Annotated in this window: 17 protein-coding genes; 7 read left to right on the top strand and 10 right to left on the bottom strand. The window is 39.9% G+C overall.

Annotated elements, in window-relative coordinates:
- Positions 1-28 precede the first annotated feature (28 nt).
- Positions 29-310 carry an ATP-dependent Clp protease adaptor ClpS gene (locus tag JKG61_RS04450; RefSeq protein WP_021068923.1) on the bottom strand — a complete coding sequence of 94 codons (282 nt, stop codon included), beginning with the start codon at positions 308-310 and terminating at the stop codon, positions 29-31.
- A 145-nt stretch (positions 311-455) separates the two neighbouring features.
- Here JKG61_RS04450 and JKG61_RS04445 point away from each other — a divergent pair, with 145 nt between their 5' ends.
- Positions 456-1,502, top strand: a complete 1,047-nt coding sequence (locus tag JKG61_RS04445; protein WP_202101776.1) for a 3-oxoacyl-ACP synthase III family protein — start codon at positions 456-458, stop codon at positions 1,500-1,502.
- A gap of 69 nt (positions 1,503-1,571) precedes the next feature.
- Here the strand turns inward: JKG61_RS04445 and JKG61_RS04440 are convergent, their stop codons facing one another.
- The 4 genes from JKG61_RS04440 to thrA all read right to left on the bottom strand — a co-directional run bounded on the left by JKG61_RS04440 (position 1,572) and on the right by thrA (position 7,799).
- Positions 1,572-2,756 (bottom strand): class I SAM-dependent rRNA methyltransferase, encoded by a 1,185-nt coding sequence (locus JKG61_RS04440; protein ID WP_202101775.1) that lies wholly within the window; start codon positions 2,754-2,756, stop codon positions 1,572-1,574.
- Positions 2,757-2,887: 131 nt separating this feature from the next.
- Positions 2,888-4,195: a threonine synthase gene (gene thrC, locus JKG61_RS04435; RefSeq protein ID WP_202101774.1), complete on the bottom strand. Its 1,308-nt coding sequence runs from the start codon at positions 4,193-4,195 to the stop codon at positions 2,888-2,890.
- Between the two features lie 120 nt (positions 4,196-4,315).
- Positions 4,316-5,308, bottom strand: a complete 993-nt coding sequence (locus JKG61_RS04430; protein ID WP_202101773.1) for a homoserine kinase — start codon at positions 5,306-5,308, stop codon at positions 4,316-4,318.
- Positions 5,309-5,348: 40 nt separating this feature from the next.
- Entirely contained in the window at positions 5,349-7,799 is a 2,451-nt protein-coding gene (thrA, locus tag JKG61_RS04425) for a bifunctional aspartate kinase/homoserine dehydrogenase I (RefSeq protein WP_202101772.1), read from the bottom strand.
- Positions 7,800-8,308: 509 nt separating this feature from the next.
- Between thrA and JKG61_RS04420 the strand changes: the two genes are divergently transcribed.
- On the top strand, positions 8,309-8,884 hold the full coding sequence (locus JKG61_RS04420; RefSeq protein ID WP_202101771.1) for a C40 family peptidase: 576 nt from the start codon (positions 8,309-8,311) through the stop codon (positions 8,882-8,884).
- Positions 8,885-9,026: 142 nt separating this feature from the next.
- The gene (locus tag JKG61_RS04415) at positions 9,027-9,542 is read left to right on the top strand and encodes a phosphoribosyltransferase family protein (RefSeq protein WP_202101770.1); all 516 of its coding nucleotides are present in this window, start codon (positions 9,027-9,029) and stop codon (positions 9,540-9,542) included.
- Between the two features lie 17 nt (positions 9,543-9,559).
- On the opposite strand, the gene JKG61_RS04410 is transcribed toward JKG61_RS04415, so the two are convergent.
- The 5 genes from JKG61_RS04410 to JKG61_RS04390 all read right to left on the bottom strand — a co-directional run bounded on the left by JKG61_RS04410 (position 9,560) and on the right by JKG61_RS04390 (position 15,356).
- Entirely contained in the window at positions 9,560-10,987 is a 1,428-nt protein-coding gene (locus JKG61_RS04410; RefSeq protein ID WP_202101769.1) for a LysM peptidoglycan-binding domain-containing protein, read from the bottom strand.
- A gap of 243 nt (positions 10,988-11,230) precedes the next feature.
- Positions 11,231-11,431, bottom strand: coding sequence for a twin-arginine translocase TatA/TatE family subunit (locus JKG61_RS04405; protein WP_133585255.1), 201 nt, complete (start codon positions 11,429-11,431; stop codon positions 11,231-11,233).
- Positions 11,432-11,517: 86 nt separating this feature from the next.
- Positions 11,518-12,783: a murein hydrolase activator EnvC family protein gene (locus tag JKG61_RS04400; protein ID WP_202101768.1), complete on the bottom strand. Its 1,266-nt coding sequence runs from the start codon at positions 12,781-12,783 to the stop codon at positions 11,518-11,520.
- Between the two features lie 100 nt (positions 12,784-12,883).
- On the bottom strand, positions 12,884-13,654 hold the full coding sequence (locus JKG61_RS04395; RefSeq protein ID WP_202101767.1) for a DUF4292 domain-containing protein: 771 nt from the start codon (positions 13,652-13,654) through the stop codon (positions 12,884-12,886).
- Positions 13,644-15,356 (bottom strand): tetratricopeptide repeat protein, encoded by a 1,713-nt coding sequence (locus tag JKG61_RS04390; RefSeq protein WP_202101766.1) that lies wholly within the window; start codon positions 15,354-15,356, stop codon positions 13,644-13,646. Before JKG61_RS04390 ends, JKG61_RS04395 begins: the two co-directional genes overlap by 11 nt.
- A gap of 321 nt (positions 15,357-15,677) precedes the next feature.
- On the opposite strand from JKG61_RS04390, the gene rplM reads away from it, so the two are divergent.
- The 4 genes from rplM (at position 15,678) to tsf (ending at position 18,345) form a co-directional block, all read left to right on the top strand.
- Positions 15,678-16,121 carry a 50S ribosomal protein L13 gene (gene rplM, locus JKG61_RS04385; protein WP_021068910.1) on the top strand — a complete coding sequence of 148 codons (444 nt, stop codon included), beginning with the start codon at positions 15,678-15,680 and terminating at the stop codon, positions 16,119-16,121.
- 11 nt (positions 16,122-16,132) lie between these two features.
- The gene (gene rpsI, locus JKG61_RS04380) at positions 16,133-16,519 is read left to right on the top strand and encodes a 30S ribosomal protein S9 (protein ID WP_021068909.1); all 387 of its coding nucleotides are present in this window, start codon (positions 16,133-16,135) and stop codon (positions 16,517-16,519) included.
- Between the two features lie 18 nt (positions 16,520-16,537).
- A complete protein-coding gene (gene rpsB / locus JKG61_RS04375) occupies positions 16,538-17,344 on the top strand; it encodes a 30S ribosomal protein S2 (RefSeq protein ID WP_021068908.1) in 807 nt (268 codons plus the stop codon).
- A 164-nt stretch (positions 17,345-17,508) separates the two neighbouring features.
- A complete protein-coding gene (tsf, locus tag JKG61_RS04370) occupies positions 17,509-18,345 on the top strand; it encodes a translation elongation factor Ts (RefSeq protein ID WP_202101765.1) in 837 nt (278 codons plus the stop codon).
- Positions 18,346-18,396: the final 51 nt, after the last annotated feature.

The raw sequence follows: 18,396 nt of genomic DNA, 5'->3' as shown, positions 1-18,396 counted from the left end.
TCGTAACTGTATTATTACCGAGCAAAATCTACTCCACCGAAACGGTAAGACCTTCTGCCTTCAGTATCTTCCGATAGATCTCTAGCTCCACATAAGGTCCTTCTAATACAGCGCATTTGCCTTCGGTGTGCACCTTCCAAGCAATACGCTCGGCCTGTGTTTCTGTATATTGCAAATGATGGATCAGACAATAGATTACGTGATCAAACGTATTGATATCATCATTCCAAAGAATAAGCTTATGGCTTTCTTTTACAGAAGCTAATATTTCTTCAAGCGTAAAGGTTTCTTGTGCGGTTTCTACACCCATAGCGCAAAAGTAGTGTATTTTTCAAAAAAACCGTAATTTTGTAGTAATTTCCTCCCTATGGACAGACCTCTTTGAATAAAAGGTCATCCTAATCAGCGAATGGGTTGAAAACAATTGGATTATTAACGACTAGAATTACAAGATCATGTTCCAATCTAAAATAGCAGGCCTAGGGCACTATGTTCCTAAAAATGTGTATACCAACAATGACCTTACCCGATTCATGGATACTACCGACGAGTGGATCCAAGAACGTACCGGCATCAAGGAAAGACGGTATGCCGACCGTCTGGAGGAAACGACGACATCAATGGCTATTGAAGCAGCCAAGATCGCTATAGAGCGTGCAAAAACAACGGCTAAAGACATCGACTTCATCATATTTGCCACCTTATCTCCAGACTATTATTTTCCAGGCTGTGGCGTACTGCTCCAAAGGGAAATGGGTATGGGAGAAATCGGAGCGTTGGACATCCGTAACCAGTGTTCGGGCTTTGTCTACGCATTGTCTATAGCCGACCAATTTATAAAAACAGGAATGTATAAAAACATACTGGTGGTCGGTTCAGAAAAACATTCTTTTGCTTTGGACTTTTCGACACGAGGCCGTGCCGTATCCGTGATATTTGGTGATGGAGCAGGTGCAGCCATACTACAACCAACGACTGAGACGGGCAAAGGTATCTTGAGTACCCACCTCCACTCCGATGGTGCGGATGCCGAAAAACTAGCCATGTATTACCCTGGAGCATCAGGAGGAAAAGGCTTAGAAAATAGACCAGAATGGCCCGATCAGGAACTAGGAGGAATGTTCGTGACTCCTAAAATGCTAGAAGATGGAAGTGCTTTTCCGTATATGGATGGTCAGGCCGTTTTCAAAAAGGCAGTGGTAAAATTTCCGGAAGTCATCGGTGAAGCTTTAGCTAAAAACGAGCTAACACCTGCCGATATAGACCTTCTGGTACCGCATCAAGCCAATCTCCGTATATCACAGTTTGTACAGAAAACATTGGGGTTAGCGGATGATAAGGTGTTCAATAATATTCAAAAATACGGCAATACAACAGCTGCATCCGTACCAATAGCGCTTTCAGAAGCTTGGGAAGAGGGCCGGATCAAAGAAGGCGATTTGGTTTGCCTAGCCGCATTTGGAGCAGGCTTTACTTGGGGATCGGCGTTGATCCGGTGGTAATAATATAATGCTGTGATAAGGAATCGTATTTCTGCCGAATTTCTTACCACAGCATTTCAACCTGCTTTCTTACAATACACGCACCAATAATCCCTTTAGGTATTCACCTTCGGAGAAAGAAGCACGAACGGGATGATCCTCTGGCTGCGAAAACTGTCTAATAAATTGGATTTCTTTACCCGCATCCAAAGCAGCCCAAGCCAAAACTTGCTTAAAGGTCTCAATATCCATTGCTCCAGAGCAAGAAAAAGTTGCCAATAGACCACCACTCCCCAACAACATCAATCCCCTACGATTCAAATCCTTATAAGCTCTCGAAGCTTTTTCTAACGTCGATCTCGAGGGAGCGTACTTTGGTGGATCCAGCACAATTACATCAAACTTTTCTCCACCCTCTCCCAATTGACGCAAATACTTATTTACATCAGACTGAACCGCTACATGTTTTGTCTCATCAAAACCATTATACTTCACATTTTCCTTTAAGGTGTCTATCGCCAACGCAGAACTGTCAACAGAGACAACTTCATCAGCTCCTGCTCGAAAAGCATTTAAAGTAAAACCACCCGAATAACAGAAGCAATCCAGCATCCGCTTACCTTTGACATACTGAGCCGTCAAAAAGCGGTTTTCACGCTGATCGCAGTAAAACCCTGATTTCTGACCATCAATGATATTTACCTTATAATGGATCCCGTTTTCCACGATTTCAACAAAATCTGGAGGTAATTCTCCCCACAATACGCCATTACTATCCGGTAGCCCCTCATAGTCTCTAGACTTCAAATCACTTCTTTCGTAAATTCCCTTAGGTTGCAGGAGATTCACCAATTCATCAACGATAAGTCCTTTGACCTGCTCTATCCCTGACGAATGAACCTGAATAGAAATATAGTCTGCATATTTATCCGCAATCAGTCCAGGCAAAAAATCAGCTTCCGCAAAAATCAAACGAACCGCATCATTATCTGCCGTTAACAAATGCTTTCGGTTCCGAACGGCCTTTCTTACACGCAGTCTCCACCAGTCTTCATTAATCTCATTCGCTGGATTCCATTCCAACAAGCGAACTGCAACGCGCGATATATTATTATAGATACCATAAGCAATGAATTCCTGTTCTATATTATATACTGCCACAACCTCTCCAGATTGTACGCGGCCATTTATTTTGCCAATCGCTCCAGAAAACACCCAAGGGTGTAATTGCCAGGCTGCTTTATCTTTACCTTTTTGTAAGATTATCGTATTCATCGCACAAAAATAAAACTGAAGAAGCAAACAATATTATTTATTTTAAACTTTTTCAAAATTTTATTCCAAACTAAACAAAAAAAGAGCAGTTCCTATCGGATACTGCTCTTTTCGAATATAGGACGATCAGTCTATCTACTAGCGAGTAAATAGGCTTTAAAATCTTCATATCTGACTTTTAAATCCGTCGCAAGCTTAGGTTTATTGGACAAATCTACTGCTCCCTTAGGAAGAGTTACTTTGGCAAATACCGCTTCGTCTATTGCGTCTGGAAATTTACAAGGGTGTGCCGTTGATAAAAATACAGAAGCGTAGGTCCCCGGTGTATCTCTACGATATGCCTCCGATGCCAGATAAGCTATCGCAGTGTGAGGGCAAGCTATGTAATTATATTTTTCATACAGCTCTTTCATCGCTTGTTCAGTCGCAACATCGTCATAGGTATACGAAGAGACCATACCTCGAAGGTGTTCTAAATCTCCATCAAACATATCTTGTATTCTGACCCAGTTACTTGGATTACCTACATCCATAGCATTGGCTAGTGTTTGAACGGAAGGCTTGGGTTCATAGTTACCCGAACGAAGAAAGCGGGGAACGGTATCATTTACATTTGTCCCTGCAACAAAATGCGTTACTGGGAGTCCCATTTTATAGGCCAATAACCCAGCACCGATATTCCCAAAATTGCCGCTAGGCACTGTAAATACGACTTCAGAGATCCCCTGAGCTTTCAATTGCGCATAAGCCCAAAAGTAGTAGAATGTCTGAGGAATCAATCGGGAAATATTGATTGAGTTTGCTGATGTGAGACGCAACACACTATTAAGTTCGCGATCATTAAAAGCCTCTTTCACCAAAGCCTGACAGTCATCAAATGTACCATCTACTTCCAGCGCTCTAATATTCTGTCCATTAGTCGTTAACTGCTCCTCCTGTACCTTAGATACTTTTCCCTTAGGGTACAAAATCGTGACACGCGTTCCTTCAACTCCTAAAAAGCCTAAAGCCACTGCTCCACCGGTATCTCCTGATGTCGCGACCAAGACATCCAAGAGTTGATCGCCTTTTTGAGAGAAGTACCCCATGATCCGACTCATAAAACGAGCTCCAAAATCTTTGAAAGCATAAGAAGGTCCATGGAACAATTCCAAAACAGCCGTCTCTGCATTCAAGAACTTAACCGGGGCATCAAAATTAATGGCATCATCAACAATCTTTTTCAAGTCCGCCTTAGGGATATCATCACCGATCAATGCTGAGGCCACCGCCAAAGCGATCTCCTGAAGTGAATATTGTTGTATATTCTGGATAAAAAAAGGATCTAATTGTGGGATGACTTCTGGCATATACAATCCCTTATCCTGAGGGAGAGCGTTAAAAACGGCTTCTTGAAAAGAAACACGCAATGCTTTATTATTTGTGCTATAAAGTTTCATATGTATATAATTTGACTGTTATCTGTCACATGGAATACTCATGACGGTTTATGCTCCGCTAAACATGAGTATTTCATATGTATATAATTTTCAATGGTCATTAGTTAGCTTTGGGCTTTTCTATAGGTTATCAAACTCCAACAGTCGAGGCCCCTCGACATTAACAGCAGACACATACTGATAGCTATCGATTTCTTTTGACGACAGGTGTTCTTTAATCTTAGTGGTCGCTACACGAGCGATATCTTCGCCTCTGGAGATGGTTACAACCGACGGTCCAGATCCCGATATCCCAAAGCTTAACGCCCCACATTCTAGGGCGATCCGCTTCATTTCATAAAATTCAGGAATCAAAATAGCGCGTGTAGGTTCGATCAAGACATCCTGCATACTGCGACCTATCAAATCATAATCATTTTGAAAAAGACCTGCAATCAACCCTGCGATATTGCCCCATTGCACGACAGCTTCTTTCAATAGCACCTTATCTTTTATGAGCTGGCGGGCATCCCGTGTCGGTACATCAACCTGTGGAAACACAATTCCAGCATAGAGATCTCCGGGTACGGGGAGCTTTATGACGTCCAGTGCTTCCTGTCCGCGAATCAGCGCGACTCCCCCCATCAATGCTGGTGCGACATTATCAGCATGTCCATGTCCACACGCCAGGCGCTCCCCTTCTACACAGTAGGGCATTAACTCTTCCTTCGTAAGAGGTGTTCCCAACAAAGCATTAATAGCATACAGACCAGCAACGGTGCTCGCAGAGCTAGAGCCTAAGCCAGAACCTATTGGCATATGCTTGATAAGTTCAATCTCCACACCAATGGTATCTGCAACTCCCAGATCCCGCAACAGCATCTTCACACAAGCACTCACCGTATTACGGTCGGCATCCAGAGGCAGGCGTCCGTCATCCCCTGCTATCGAACGGATACGGACCCCTGGTTCGGCTACGCGATACATCTTGACCTCATCGCCGGGTTCATTGACAGCAAAGCCCAGGATATCAAAGCCACAGATCATATTTGCCACGGTAGCAGGCGCAAAAACCCGAACCTTATCTTTTATATTATCAAAGTTTACTTTCTTCTCTAATTTTATTTCGTTCATAACTCGACTGTTAAACTGAATCAAATTCTTATGTAACGGCTTACCTGGCACCGACATTAATTAAATCGGCAAATACGCCTCCTGCTGTTACTTCTGCTCCGGCTCCAGGCCCCTTCACGACGAGCGGACGTTCCTTATACCGTTCCGTTGTAAACGAGATGATATTATCACTACCGGATAGTGCAAAGAAAGGATGTGAGCTATCGACCATCTGCAGAGAGATCTTCACCTTACCATCTTTCAATGTACCGATGTAACGGATGACTTTATTTTCGCTTGCCGCTTTATCCTTCAATGTATTAAAATACTGGTCTGCTTTCAATAATTCGGCATAAAACTCATCAACAGAGGCCGCCTGCAGACAGGAATCGGGCAGGATAGCGCCTAAATCGACATCAGATGCTTCGATTACATGGCCTCCATCTCTTGCCAAAATCAACATTTTACGCATAAAATCTACTCCTCCCAGATCATCACGTGGGTCAGGCTCTGTATAACCCAACTCCTGTGCCTTTTTCACAACTTCATAGAAAGAAGCATCGCCAACGAAATTATTAAAGATATAAGAGATCGTACCCGACAGAATTGCTTCTATCTTTAAAATCCGATCCCCGCTCATCATCAGGTCTTTTAAAACACGTACAATAGGTAGCCCGGCTCCTACATTGGTTTCATAGAAAAAGTCAACGCCGTGTAAGCGCGCCGTGTCTCTCAACGAACGATATTGTGCATAATCGCCCGAATTAGCGATCTTATTACATGTTACGATAGATATATTGGATTTAAAGATGTCTTCATAATAAGTAGCAGGCAACTTGCTCGCTGTATTATCTATAAAAACACAATTTGGCAGATTCATTGCTCTCATTCTTTCCATGAAACCGGATAGATCTGCTATTTCTCCATTGCTTTCCAAATCTTCTTGCCAGTCTTCTAGATTAATGCCCGCTTCGTTAAAGTGCATTTTCCGAGAGTTAGAAATCCCGACGACCTTTACTTCGATATCATTATTGTCCAATAGAAAATCATGCTGTTCATACAGCTGTTTAAATAATGTAGCACCGATATTCCCCGTACCTAGGTTAAAGACATGTAAAGTCTTTTTCAGCTCGGCAAAGAAAGCATCATGCACGGCATTCAACGCCTTGCCAAGGTCATCTTTTGAAATAATAACCGATATATTGAATTCTGACGATCCTTGGGCGATAGCGCGTACATTTATACCATTCCGCCCCAATGCATGAAACAACCTTCCTGATATACCTGGAGTACGCTTCATATTCTCGCCTACTATAGCCAAGACAGAAAGATTCTCTTCCAGCTCAGGCATAATAAGCTTATTGGCTTCAAGCTCTAATTCAAATTCAACAGCGATCAATTGCAATGCTTTCACTACCTCTTGCGGATTGACCGCAAATGTTATGCTATGCTCAGAGGATGATTGTGTGATTAGAATCACGTTTATCTGCTCTCTTGCCAACATCGTAAAAAGTCGACCGGAAAACCCTGACTTACCGATCATTCCGCTTCCTGTAAGATTGATAATAGATATATCTGAAATAGACGATATACCTTTTATAGGATAACTAGACTTATCCGATTCAAATTGGATAACGGTTCCTGCCAAATGAGGTTCAAAGGTATTACGAATAGCTATAGGTATTTTTTTCATGAATGCCGGAATCATCGTCGGCGGGTAGATTACCTTGGCCCCAAAGTACGAGAGTTCCATTGCTTCCGTATAAGATAATATAGGTAACGAAAATGCCTTTTTAACAATCCGAGGATCGGCTGTCATCATTCCGTTTACGTCTGTCCAGATTTCGATAACAGAAGCTCCTAGGACAGCTCCAAAGATGGCAGCTGTATAATCAGAACCTCCACGGCCCAATGTTGTCACCCGTCCCTTATCATTGGACCCTATAAAACCAGTAACAAACAACAATTTATCTGCGTGGGTATAAGATAGCGCGTGGATAAGCTGTGTCGTCAACTCTTCATTGATGTGGGCATTCCCGAAATTGGAATCCGTCTTGACATAGTGAGAAGCATTGATATACTCAGACTCCGGTATATATTGCTCCATAATCTTAGAAACCAAATAATTTGAAAAGCGCTCGCCAAAAGAGACAATCAGGTCTTTGCTCTGCATACTCAACTCTCTCAAAGCAAAGACGCCTTGTAGGATTTCATCCAGGTCGTTGAGCATAAGCTTTAACTTGGTAAATACCGGATTTTGGAATTTGACCGCGATAAGACTCTTTACAACATCGAAATGCTTTTCCTCCAACACTTTCAGATTCTCATCAAACGGCTTTCCTTCAGCAGCATGTTCTGCCATTTGGGTAAGCAAGTTCGTTACACCCGACATTGCAGACAAAACAACAAGCGGCTTCTCTCCTTTATCAAAAGATTCCTTAACGATTGCCAACACCTCTTGGATACTTTCTTTTGTACCTACCGAAGTTCCTCCAAATTTTAATACCTTCATCAGTTTTATATTAGTTTGTGTCAAAATAGTTCAAAAAAAAAGCCTTCCTCTTTTCTGGAGGAAGGCTCTATATATTCGTTACACTTAATCATTGCACCATAGAACTACTTCCTCCAGAATCTATCCCGGTGGTAATAATAGTTGTTGAAATAATAGTGCTTAAAAACATCTCTTTTGTAAATTTTTCATAAAGATAATACAACTATAACAACAAATGCAAATTTATTTTAATAAAATAGAAATATTAGTCTACTATTTCTATCTAATCAGAGTTGGTAACCAAATACACCAGCTCATTATTATATCAGAAATAACATTTTACAATCCCTACAATGGAACAAACATAGTATCCTCTGTAATACAATTGTTTAGAAGAATTAAAAAGTTAAAGTTTTGTTAAAAAAATGTAAAATAGTTTGGAACCGCAACCATAATACCCTATCTTCGTTGATGTCGATGTGTAGATATACATCTACGGAGGGAAAGTTGTAATTAAATAAAGCGATTTAATGAAAACAAAAAAGATAATAGCAGGCATGCTATTTATAGGCTTTTGTCTAGTGTCGCACGCACAAACAACGAACAAAAGTAAAACAGGAGATCAGGATAATCTTACAAAAGAGTACTTTTCTCAGATAATGGGTGTAGCTATTAATACTACAACAAGTACAAAACTCTATCAGTTTGTCTATGATTGGCTAGGTACTCCCTACCGATTAGGTGGAGATTCCAAAAGAGGTATAGATTGTTCTAAGTTCTCATTGGCTGTTTATGAAAACGTATTCAATACCACAATCGGATACAACAGTAGGAATCAATATGACAATGTAACTCCTATCAGAAAAAACGATCTTCAAGCTGGAGATTTAGTTTTTTTCAAAATTAGAAGCAAAAGTATTACGCATGTTGGAGTCTACCTAGGAGACGATAAATTTGCACATGCTTCATCAAGTAAAGGAGTTATGGTCAGCAGTCTCAATGAAGCATATTGGCAACGTTATTATTATAATGGGGGAAGACCTAAGAAAGATGAAGACAGAGTGATGACTGCAGACGTTTCAAACTATAAGGAAGACAATAAATAATCAATCTTATAAAGAATATAGAAAAAGCCTCGATGGAATCCATCAAGGCTTTTTCTATATATCCTCTCTTTGATAATTTTCCTGTCTATTGTATGGCACTTCTCTCCTAATTTCACTAAATTAGCATAGTCAAATATTCATTATGTCAACAAAGAAAACTTTAATATTAAATAAGCAACAGATACAGCAAAAATCACGTCGTATTGCCTATCAAATCCTAGAAGACAATTTTGAAGAAAAGTCTTTTGTACTCGTGGGCATTGCAGATCGCGGATATATTTTTGCTCAACGGTTACAAAAAATTCTTTTGGAAATTGCTCCTGAAAAAAAAATAGAGCTTATTAAGGTCAATATAGAAAAAAGTAAAAGAAATCTAGAAGCGAATACGGATCAACCTGTCGAGATGGCTAAGGACAAAGCGATAATTATCATTGACGATGTATTAAATAGTGGACGTACACTCGCTTATGCCTTGGGAGCTTTCATTAATATACCCCTAAAGAAAATGCGTACTGCAGTACTTATAGACAGAAGCCATCATAAATTCCCTATATTCAGTGATTTTTATGGCACTAAGCTATCTACTATATTAAAAGAACATGTAGAAGTTAAACTAGAAGAAATCGATAATGAAGAAGATGCTGCTTGGCTTTACTAAGCAGCAGCATCTTTTATCTACCCTTTATTTATTTTAAGTTTCATTCCAGGTTTGATCATATCACTTTTCAAGCCATTGTCAGCTTTTAATCTGGATACTGAACTTCCCGAAAACTTGTTAGCTATTCGATCTAGCGAGTCACCTCTTTGGACGGTATAAACTACAGTAGTATTTTTCGCACGAGCTGCTGCGGCTTTCACATTATTCGCTAAATGGGAATCTACAGGTTTTTCAATAATCAAGAGACGGCCAGCAACCTTGCTCTTCGAAGATAGCCCATTCCAAGCTATAAGATCCTGAACCGGTACGCCTAGTTTTCTAGATACACTGACTAAAGATTCCCCATTTTTAACCTTATATTTCTTCTGTCCTTGAACTGCCAATTTTGTTTCCGGTTCGCTCTTCAATAAGTCTTGGGGCACAATGTTGTTTAAAGCTAAATACAAAAGACTATCATTTGTCCCCTCAGTAATAGGCAGCAACAGACGTCTCGGCTTTTCGACCGAACCTACCACAATATTCTGCTTGAATGCCGGATTATATTTCTTTAACTGGTCCAAAGATACCCCGACAGCTTCTGCTACATTTGCCAAAGCAATCTTCTTATCCACCATAATCAACTTGCTCGCCATTTGTAATTCCGTAGCTTCTTCCTCTATTCCATAATAGTCGGCATTCGAAAGAACATAGGTCATCGCGATATACTTGGGGATATAATTTTGCGTCTCTTTAGGAAGGAATGGAGCTAACTCCCAAAAGGAAGGATTTGTGAATCCTGATCGCTGTATCGCTCGCTGTACACAACCTCTTCCACAATTATAAGAAGCCAGAGCGAGCAGCCAATCGTTAAACTGTGTATACGCCTCATTAATGTATCGAGCGACGGCGTAACTCGCTGCATAAGCGTCTTTCCGCTCATCTATGTTACCATTCATTTCCAAGTCATAGTACTTGGCGGTAGCATACATAAACTGCCAGGGTCCAACGGCACCTGAAGTAGAAACCAAATGAGGGTTTAATGAGGACTCGACTAAGGAAAGATATTTGATCTCCTCGGGTATCTTAGTCTCTTCAAAGACAGCTTCATAGATTGAAAAATAATGCTGGCTCAACCCTAACAACCTATTCATATAGGGCCTGTAGTTCTGAGATGCATATTTACCGATATAACTCCTCACCTGTGAGTTGAATTCCAAAGGCACCTCCTTTGAGATAGACTTCAACCTTCTCAGTATCCCTAGGTCTTCGGGGGAGACTTCCAGAGTAGGATCTATATTCTCCTTGATTGAATCGAGATGAGATGCCAATTGCTTTTGTTGAAGCTCTATAAAGGCATTCATAGAACTGTTGAGTTCTTCTTTTTGGGTATCAATCGCAACTTCCTGAGCTACCGTACACGAGAACACAAATACAGTAGCGATTGACAGTGTAATAGAAAATTTCATGCTTTCTAGTTTTTTAGCCGACTAGTGGGCAAGGTTTACAAATAAAATTTCCATGATTCTTTTGAACACTCAACAGATATGAACCGATCCCGATGTTATCAGACAACCTCTTGAACACGAATGCAAAAGATAAAACATCATGAAAAAAAATCTTAATGGCCTTAAACGGCGAACACTTACAAAAAAAAAGGATTCAACCCTCCAAAGCGAAGATCAAATCCTTTTCCTATGTAAGAGCAATCATTAAGAATTGCTTGTGTTATCAGATGTATTGTTCTTTTGATCGGACGGCTCTTCCTTTTGCCCGTCCTTAAATTCTTTAACACCACGTCCCAAACCACGCATTAATTCTGGAATTTTCTTTCCTCCAAACAATAACAGAACCAATACAACTATAATGATAATTTCTTGGGTCCCTATAAATAATAAATTTGATGTATACATTTTGTTGTATTATACTTTATAAAAAACTATTACAATAAACTCTCCTTACTTACAAATATAGATATTAATAAATTAATATCCCGTAACTATCTTGCTATCCAAGCAGATGGATCAAACTCCTGCTGCCCTTGCGACAGTCCAAAGTTCACTATAGGGAATCCTAAATCAGGATCATCAGCAGCGGTCCCCAACTGTTGCCCCCTGCTGACCTTCTGTCCTCTCCGAACAACTATAGAAGCTAGATTAGAATAAAAACTAAAATACTCACCATGCCGTACTACTATCACACCTGAAATAGCTTGCACAATTTCTCCATCAAACACAGCCTTAACCGCAGCTCCAGAACTAGTACGGATTGCAATATCCGGCTCAAAGGCAGATACCCCTTCAACAGTTCTCATACCAAACCCTCGCACAATATTTCCCTGTGACACTGGCCACGGTAACCGCCCCTTATTCGACTTAAAGTCTGCAGACAATTTAGCTGCCTCTGGTGTAGAGCGTAAGATCTCACTGTCTGTCTTTTTAGGAGTCTTCTTTTCGACTTCTTCTACTGTCTTTCCCGTACGTTTAGCTTCTGCTTCTGCGAGACGCTTACGTTCAGCTTCCGCTTTTCTCCTCTCCTCTGCTATCTCTCTCTGGACAGCTGCTCGTATCAAGGCCTCCATTTTTTTCTTTTCCTGTTGTTTTACCGACAGCTGACCTTTAAAACTTTTCTCCTCTTTAGCTAACTGATTCAACTGAACCTGATGCTCAGAACGATCTTTGGCGATGACATCTTTTTCTTTTCGTTGCTCTGCCAACAATTCATTCTGCATTTTCCGATCCGACTCAAGACGTGCAATCTTCAATTCGATCTCCTTTTTCACACCTTCGATTTCAGCGGCCTTTATCTTACGTGCATCTGTAAACTGTTGCAAATATTTCACACGTTTGAAAGCCTGATTAAAATCTTTAGAAGCAAAGATAAACATCATCTTATTGTACGCATTTTTATTTCGGAATGCAAACAAGACCATTTTCTCATAATCTTGTCTCATCTTTTCAAGCTCTGCCTTCAATTCATTAACAGACTTTGTATTATCATTTATCTGCTTAGAAAGATTATTCAATTCCCGATTTATTATCGTAATCTTATCTTCTCTCAGATTCAACTGACGGCTCAGCGCATTTACTTCTTTTTGAGAAAGAAGTTTCTCTTTTGTTTTGGCGGACAACTCTTTATTTAAAGCTGAAATATCAGCATTTATTTTCTCTAATTGCTTCTTTAATTCCGCACTGCTTTGACCGTATGAAAGATGCACACATGCACCAATAATGAATACACTGAGTAATATTTTCTTAAAAACCATGAATTGCCACTTCTTAACTTAGCGTTTTATACAACCTCCAAAAATAAACATATCTCAACTACTTGCCTAATAAAAATCACTTTTTAACACCTGCCTTCTATCACTCTATTACTTTATATTTCCCTGGAACAGCAAAGGGCATTTCTATATCTTGATTAAAATCAGCCTTACTGTAATTTAAAATCGCACTTATATTCATTTCTCCTGCTCCTATCCGTATTTGCTGATTCTGAGGAAAATTGTACCCACCCAGAATAACAAAATTACTATAAAAAGATTCTAAATAATCGCTTCCTCCGACCGCATTCAGCCGAAATACTTTAGGCCTATTCTTTTCATTCAAACTGTACTGAAACGACAGGTCGTCTCTTACGCCAACAAGCTGCACCTCGTCAACAGCACTAGCTACTGTAACCCGATCGGTTCGCAATAAAGACTGGGATACATTTGCCATAAAAAGATCCTGTAGTGTAAAAAAAGAAACACCAGTCCCGGTATAAAGGTGTATGTAATCAAAGCGTTTACCAATATATTCACTCCTCATCTTATTTAGAATCTGAATGCTATCCGGTGTAATTCGCACGCGTGCAACCTCAAAATTAATCAATGTAGCAGTTACAGAAATCCAAATTTCCCGGTCGCGCAGAATTCGTATATGTAGTGTCACGTCCTGTTTTTCATTATCAAATTCGACTTTTGCCTTCGCCTTCCCACTAAAAGTCCTAAAATCAAGATTATTGATCAAATAAGCATCTGCACCATTCATATAAACCTCTCCTTGCCCACCCTGAATACGAGTTGCTTTTTTCTTACTGCCACATCCCCATACAAGCAATACTGCCATCAACAATAGCACATATTTATTCCACATAGCGCTTCTCTTTTATCTTTAACTTGATCTTTTCTACATTCACTTCTCCCATTTTAGCGAGAGCTAGCGCCTTTTCCCATTGTTTTACAGCCTCTTTATCTCGGCCTAATTGAATAAGAATATCTCCATAATGCTCACACAACAGCGGCGAAACAGACGAAGAGGATTTAATAGCCTTTTCCATCCAAACGACAGCTTCTTTATAATATCCCTGCTGAAATAACACCCAAGCATAAGTATCTTGAAAGGTCGCGGAATTCACATCTATTTCATTGGCCTTTTTTGCATACGCCGCAGCCTTCTCCAAATCCTTATTCCGAATAGAGAGATAATAAGCCAGATTATTCATAGCCGTGCTGTTCGTACTATCCAATTGTATAGCTTCTTCATAGGCTACATCCGAAGCTGCATCCATTTTCAGCTGATGGTACAGATCTCCCAGGCCACTATAAATAATTGACCTTAAATAGGTGTTTTCTTCTTCACTATGATCCAAAGCCATTTCCAACATGACACGTGTTTTCTCAAAATCTTCCTTTACCATAAAAGCCAGTCCAGAAAAATACATCAACATCGCATTACCTGGATTAGCCCGTATAGCCTCATTCGAATGACGGATTGCTTCATCCACCTCGTTCAATCCTAGATCGGTATTAATCAACATACGCCACGCATCCACGTGCTTAGGATTGATACCAACGGCGGTAAGAAATAGCGAGCGTGCCTCCCCTGTATTTCCTTTTCTCCACAGCACTTCACCTTTAACCACATGGCTTTCAGCTATCCGTGGATGCATTAAAACCAAGGCATTGGCCAACACTTGAATCTGGTCCAAGTTAAAATCTTTAAATCCTGGGTTCATCAGATTCAACATCACACGATGCTTATCTACAAAATCAACTCGGTTGGACTCAAAAGCTTGCTTTAGCACCTCAAACGTCATCTTCATTTTACCTTCGGCTTTATACGCGTCTGCTAAATCCAAATAAAGTACCGGATCTTTACTATACTTCAGTCCTCTTTCTAAAACTCCTATAGCCTGCTTGTTCTTACCTTTTTGCAAATTCAAATAACCCAAGGTTCCATATACATGTCTTAACGTCGACTGGCTATCCCACGGTTCTAAGAGCTGTTCCGCATCTTTTAAGCGATCATGCATCACATACACATCCGCCAAAACGACATCCAAAGTATCTGAGCCATGGCCTCGGTCTACTTCGTCTTGATAGACAGCTATCGCCTCCTCTAGTTTCTTTGCATTTGAAAGAGCCATAATCAAATCCCTTCCGATCGATGTCATATTTGAATTTTTGTCACGTAGTTCTTCCAAAACAGGGATAACTTCTGACCAATTCTGCTTACTTTTATAAAGTTCCACGAGCAGGTTGGCATGCATCAGAGTCTCCTCATAGCGATAGGCTGTCTTAGCATTTTCTAAAGCTTCATCATAATTACCAGTTTGACCAAACAACAGGGCCTTCGCGTAGTATACTTCTGCCGCATTCGGGTAATCCGCTGTGATACGGTCCATTTCGCCCATAGCTTCTCTAAAATCCCCTATTTTCAACTTCTCCTCAACCTTTGCCAAACGCGTCTTATAGGGAGGATCTACATGTTGCGCCTGAACCCTTGCAGCAAACAATAACAGCCCCAATACTACCCCCTTCTTTAGCATATTCGCTACTTTTATACTTAATACCATCTTTAGAAATCATAGTAACACCTTTTACTAAGGTAACATATTGCCTTAAAAAAAGAACACAATAGTATCAAAAAGTTTAATTCCAACGACATTAATAAATGTTAATTTTTTCATTTCTTTGCATCTCCTTACCGCAAAAGAACTATTCGATAATCCAATCTCCCTTATATCAGTTAAATACAACCACAAAAGACAAGTGATAAGAGTAAAATAAAAGAATACAACTTGTTGCAGATTACAAAATAAAAATCATACCTTTGCAATCCAATTGTAGTGATTACGATTGGTAAATAACAAGTTTAATTAATTAAATAAAAGCAAGTGAATACGTTAAGTTACAAAACTGTCTCTGCCAACAAGAACACCGTTAACAAAGAGTGGATCGTTGTTGACGCTGAGGGCGAGATCTTGGGGCGCTTGGCCAGTGAAATTGCGAAAGTAATTCGTGGAAAACACAAGCCTACATTCACCCCACACGTAGACTGCGGTGATAACGTGATTGTTATCAATGCAGACAAGGTTAAATTGACAGGAAACAAATTAGGCGACAAAACTTATGTTCGCTACACTGGCTATCCAGGTGGTCAGCGTTTTGTGTCTCCTAAAGAATTAATGGCAAAACACCCAGAGCGCATCATCGAGAAGGCTGTTCGTGGTATGTTACCTAAGAACCGTCTTGGCCGTCAGTTATACAAAAATCTTTTTGTTTACGCTGGTGGAGAACACAAACATGAGGCACAAAACCCAAAACCCGTTAAATTCTAAGGAGCATTATTATGTCAACAACTAACACTTCAGGAAGAAGAAAAACTGCTGTTGCTCGTATTTACTTAGGAGCAGGAAGCGGAAACATTACCATCAATGGTAAAGACTACAAAGAGTATTTCCCAACATTGCCTTTGCAGTACATTGCTACTCAATCTTTATTAGTAGCAGAGTCACTAACAAATTTTGATGTTAAAGTTAACGTTCATGGTGGTGGAGTTAAAGGTCAAGCAGAAGCGGTACGTTTAGCAATTGCTAAAGCACTAGTTGAGCTAGACCCAGAAGTAAAACCAGCTTTACGTGCTAAAGGTTTAGTAACGCGTGATGACCGTATGGTTGAGCGTAAAAAACCAGGACGCAAAAAAGCTCGTAGAAGATTCCAATTCAGTAAACGTTAATCAAAGGAGGATCACAAAATGGCAAGAACTACTTATCAAGATTTATTGGATGCTGGTGTTCACTTTGGTCACCTTACTCGTAAATGGGACCCGAAAATGGCTAAGTACATTTTCATGGAACGCAACGGTATTCACATTATCGATTTAAACAAGACTCTTACGAAATTAGAAGAAGCTTCTTCTGCTATTAAGCAAATCGTAAAATCAGGTCGTAAAGTTTTATTCGTAGCTACGAAAAAACAAGCAAAAGAAATCATCGCACAACAAGCTAAGGATGTAAACATGCCTTATGTTACAGAGCGTTGGTTAGGTGGTATGCTTACAAACTTCGCAACAGTTCGTAAGTCTATCAAAAAGATGTCTAACATCGACAAAATGCAAAAAGACGGTACATTCGATGTATTATCTAAAAAGGAAAAATTAATGATTCAGCGTGAGCGTATCAAATTAGAAAACCTTTTAGGAGGTATCGCTGATTTGAATCGTCTACCAGCAGCTTTATTCATCATCGACGTGAAAAAAGAGCACATTGCAGTAGCTGAAGCTATTAAATTAAACATTCCTACTTTTGCAATGGTAGATACAAACTCTGACCCTACTAACATTGATTTCCCTATTCCAGCAAATGATGACGCTACTAAATCAATTAGCTTAATCGCAGGAATTATCGGACAAGCAATCATCGAAGGTTTGGAAGAGCGTAAACGCGATAAAGAAGAAGATGCGGAAAAAGAAGCTGTTGCAGCTAAAGCAGCAGTTGACAATGGTGAAGCAACAGATGCTGCTCCAGGAAAACGCACTCGTAAAGCAAAAGACGTAGAATAATAATTCTATATTAAGCCGGATAGACAAGTGTTGGTTTCTGGAAGAAAAGCTTCCTTAAACAAACCTGTCTATCCGGTTTCTTTTTATAACATTAACAATAGCTTTACTTACAAAGTATACTTTTGTTAATCCTACAATTGTAATTTTAAAAAAAATAAAATATCATGTCAGTACAAATTTCTGCATCAGATGTAAACAAATTGCGTCAACAAACAGGCGCAGGTATGATGGATTGTAAAAAAGCTCTAGTAGAAGCAAATGGCGATTTCGAAGCTGCTGTTGACTACCTACGCAAAAAAGGAGCTAAAGTAGCTGCTAGCCGTCAGGACCGTGATTCTAACGAAGGTGTTATCATCGCTAAATCTTCAGCGGATGGTAAAACTGGTATCGTGGTAGAAGTTAACTGTGAAACTGACTTCGTCGCTAAAAATGCTGATTTCGTAGCTTTCGCAGATAAAATCGCTGACGTAGCTTTAGCTAATACTCCAGCTTCTTTGGATGCATTAAAAGCTTTAACAGTTGATGGAAAAGTTATTTCAGAAGCGTTAATCGAGCAAACTGGTGTTATCGGAGAGAAAATCGACGTTTCTAAATACGAAATCGTAACAGGTGAAAAAGTAGTAGCTTATATCCACGGTAACTACCGTTTAGGTGTATTAGTAGGTCTTTCTGCTGACGCAGCAGGAGCTGAAGAAGCAGGTAAAGACGTAGCTATGCAAATTGCAGCCATGAACCCAGTTTCTATCGATAAAGATGGCGTTGATTCAAAAACTATCGAGCGCGAATTAGAAATTGCTAAAGAGCAAATCCGTGCAGAAGGTAAACCTGAAGAAATGGTAGAAAAAATCGCTGCTGGTAAATTGAATAAATTCTACAAAGAGAACACTTTATTGAACCAAGAGTTCGTAAAAGATTCATCTAAAAACATCGCTCAATTCTTAGATTCAGTTTCTAAAGGATTGACTGTAACTGCGTTCAAACGCGTTCAATTAGGAGAATAATTAGAGTATCTACTCGAAAAATAAAAAACCTGCTTTAAATTATAAAGCAGG

The sequence above is a fragment of the Sphingobacterium faecale genome (assembly GCF_016746095.1).
In the GTDB taxonomy this organism is placed as follows: Bacteria; Bacteroidota; Bacteroidia; order Sphingobacteriales; family Sphingobacteriaceae; genus Sphingobacterium; species Sphingobacterium faecale.
The sequence above is the reverse complement of the archived record's forward strand: the minus strand, read 5'-3'. Positions and strand labels throughout refer to the sequence as shown.

Excerpts from the sequence above, each read along its gene's own strand:
- JKG61_RS04450 (WP_021068923.1), bottom strand. The coding sequence starts at position 310 with ATGGGTGTAGAAACCGCACAAGAAACCTTTACGCTTGAAGAAATATTA.
- JKG61_RS04445 (WP_202101776.1), top strand. The coding sequence starts at position 456 with ATGTTCCAATCTAAAATAGCAGGCCTAGGGCACTATGTTCCTAAAAAT.
- JKG61_RS04440 (WP_202101775.1), bottom strand. The coding sequence starts at position 2,756 with ATGAATACGATAATCTTACAAAAAGGTAAAGATAAAGCAGCCTGGCAA.
- thrC (WP_202101774.1), bottom strand. The coding sequence starts at position 4,195 with ATGAAACTTTATAGCACAAATAATAAAGCATTGCGTGTTTCTTTTCAA.
- JKG61_RS04430 (WP_202101773.1), bottom strand. The coding sequence starts at position 5,308 with ATGAACGAAATAAAATTAGAGAAGAAAGTAAACTTTGATAATATAAAA.
- thrA (WP_202101772.1), bottom strand. The coding sequence starts at position 7,799 with ATGAAGGTATTAAAATTTGGAGGAACTTCGGTAGGTACAAAAGAAAGT.
- JKG61_RS04420 (WP_202101771.1), top strand. The coding sequence starts at position 8,309 with ATGAAAACAAAAAAGATAATAGCAGGCATGCTATTTATAGGCTTTTGT.
- JKG61_RS04415 (WP_202101770.1), top strand. The coding sequence starts at position 9,027 with ATGTCAACAAAGAAAACTTTAATATTAAATAAGCAACAGATACAGCAA.
- JKG61_RS04410 (WP_202101769.1), bottom strand. The coding sequence starts at position 10,987 with ATGAAATTTTCTATTACACTGTCAATCGCTACTGTATTTGTGTTCTCG.
- JKG61_RS04405 (WP_133585255.1), bottom strand. The coding sequence starts at position 11,431 with ATGTATACATCAAATTTATTATTTATAGGGACCCAAGAAATTATCATT.
- JKG61_RS04400 (WP_202101768.1), bottom strand. The coding sequence starts at position 12,783 with ATGGTTTTTAAGAAAATATTACTCAGTGTATTCATTATTGGTGCATGT.
- JKG61_RS04395 (WP_202101767.1), bottom strand. The coding sequence starts at position 13,654 with ATGTGGAATAAATATGTGCTATTGTTGATGGCAGTATTGCTTGTATGG.
- JKG61_RS04390 (WP_202101766.1), bottom strand. The coding sequence starts at position 15,356 with ATGGTATTAAGTATAAAAGTAGCGAATATGCTAAAGAAGGGGGTAGTA.
- rpsI (WP_021068909.1), top strand. The coding sequence starts at position 16,133 with ATGTCAACAACTAACACTTCAGGAAGAAGAAAAACTGCTGTTGCTCGT.
- rpsB (WP_021068908.1), top strand. The coding sequence starts at position 16,538 with ATGGCAAGAACTACTTATCAAGATTTATTGGATGCTGGTGTTCACTTT.
- tsf (WP_202101765.1), top strand. The coding sequence starts at position 17,509 with ATGTCAGTACAAATTTCTGCATCAGATGTAAACAAATTGCGTCAACAA.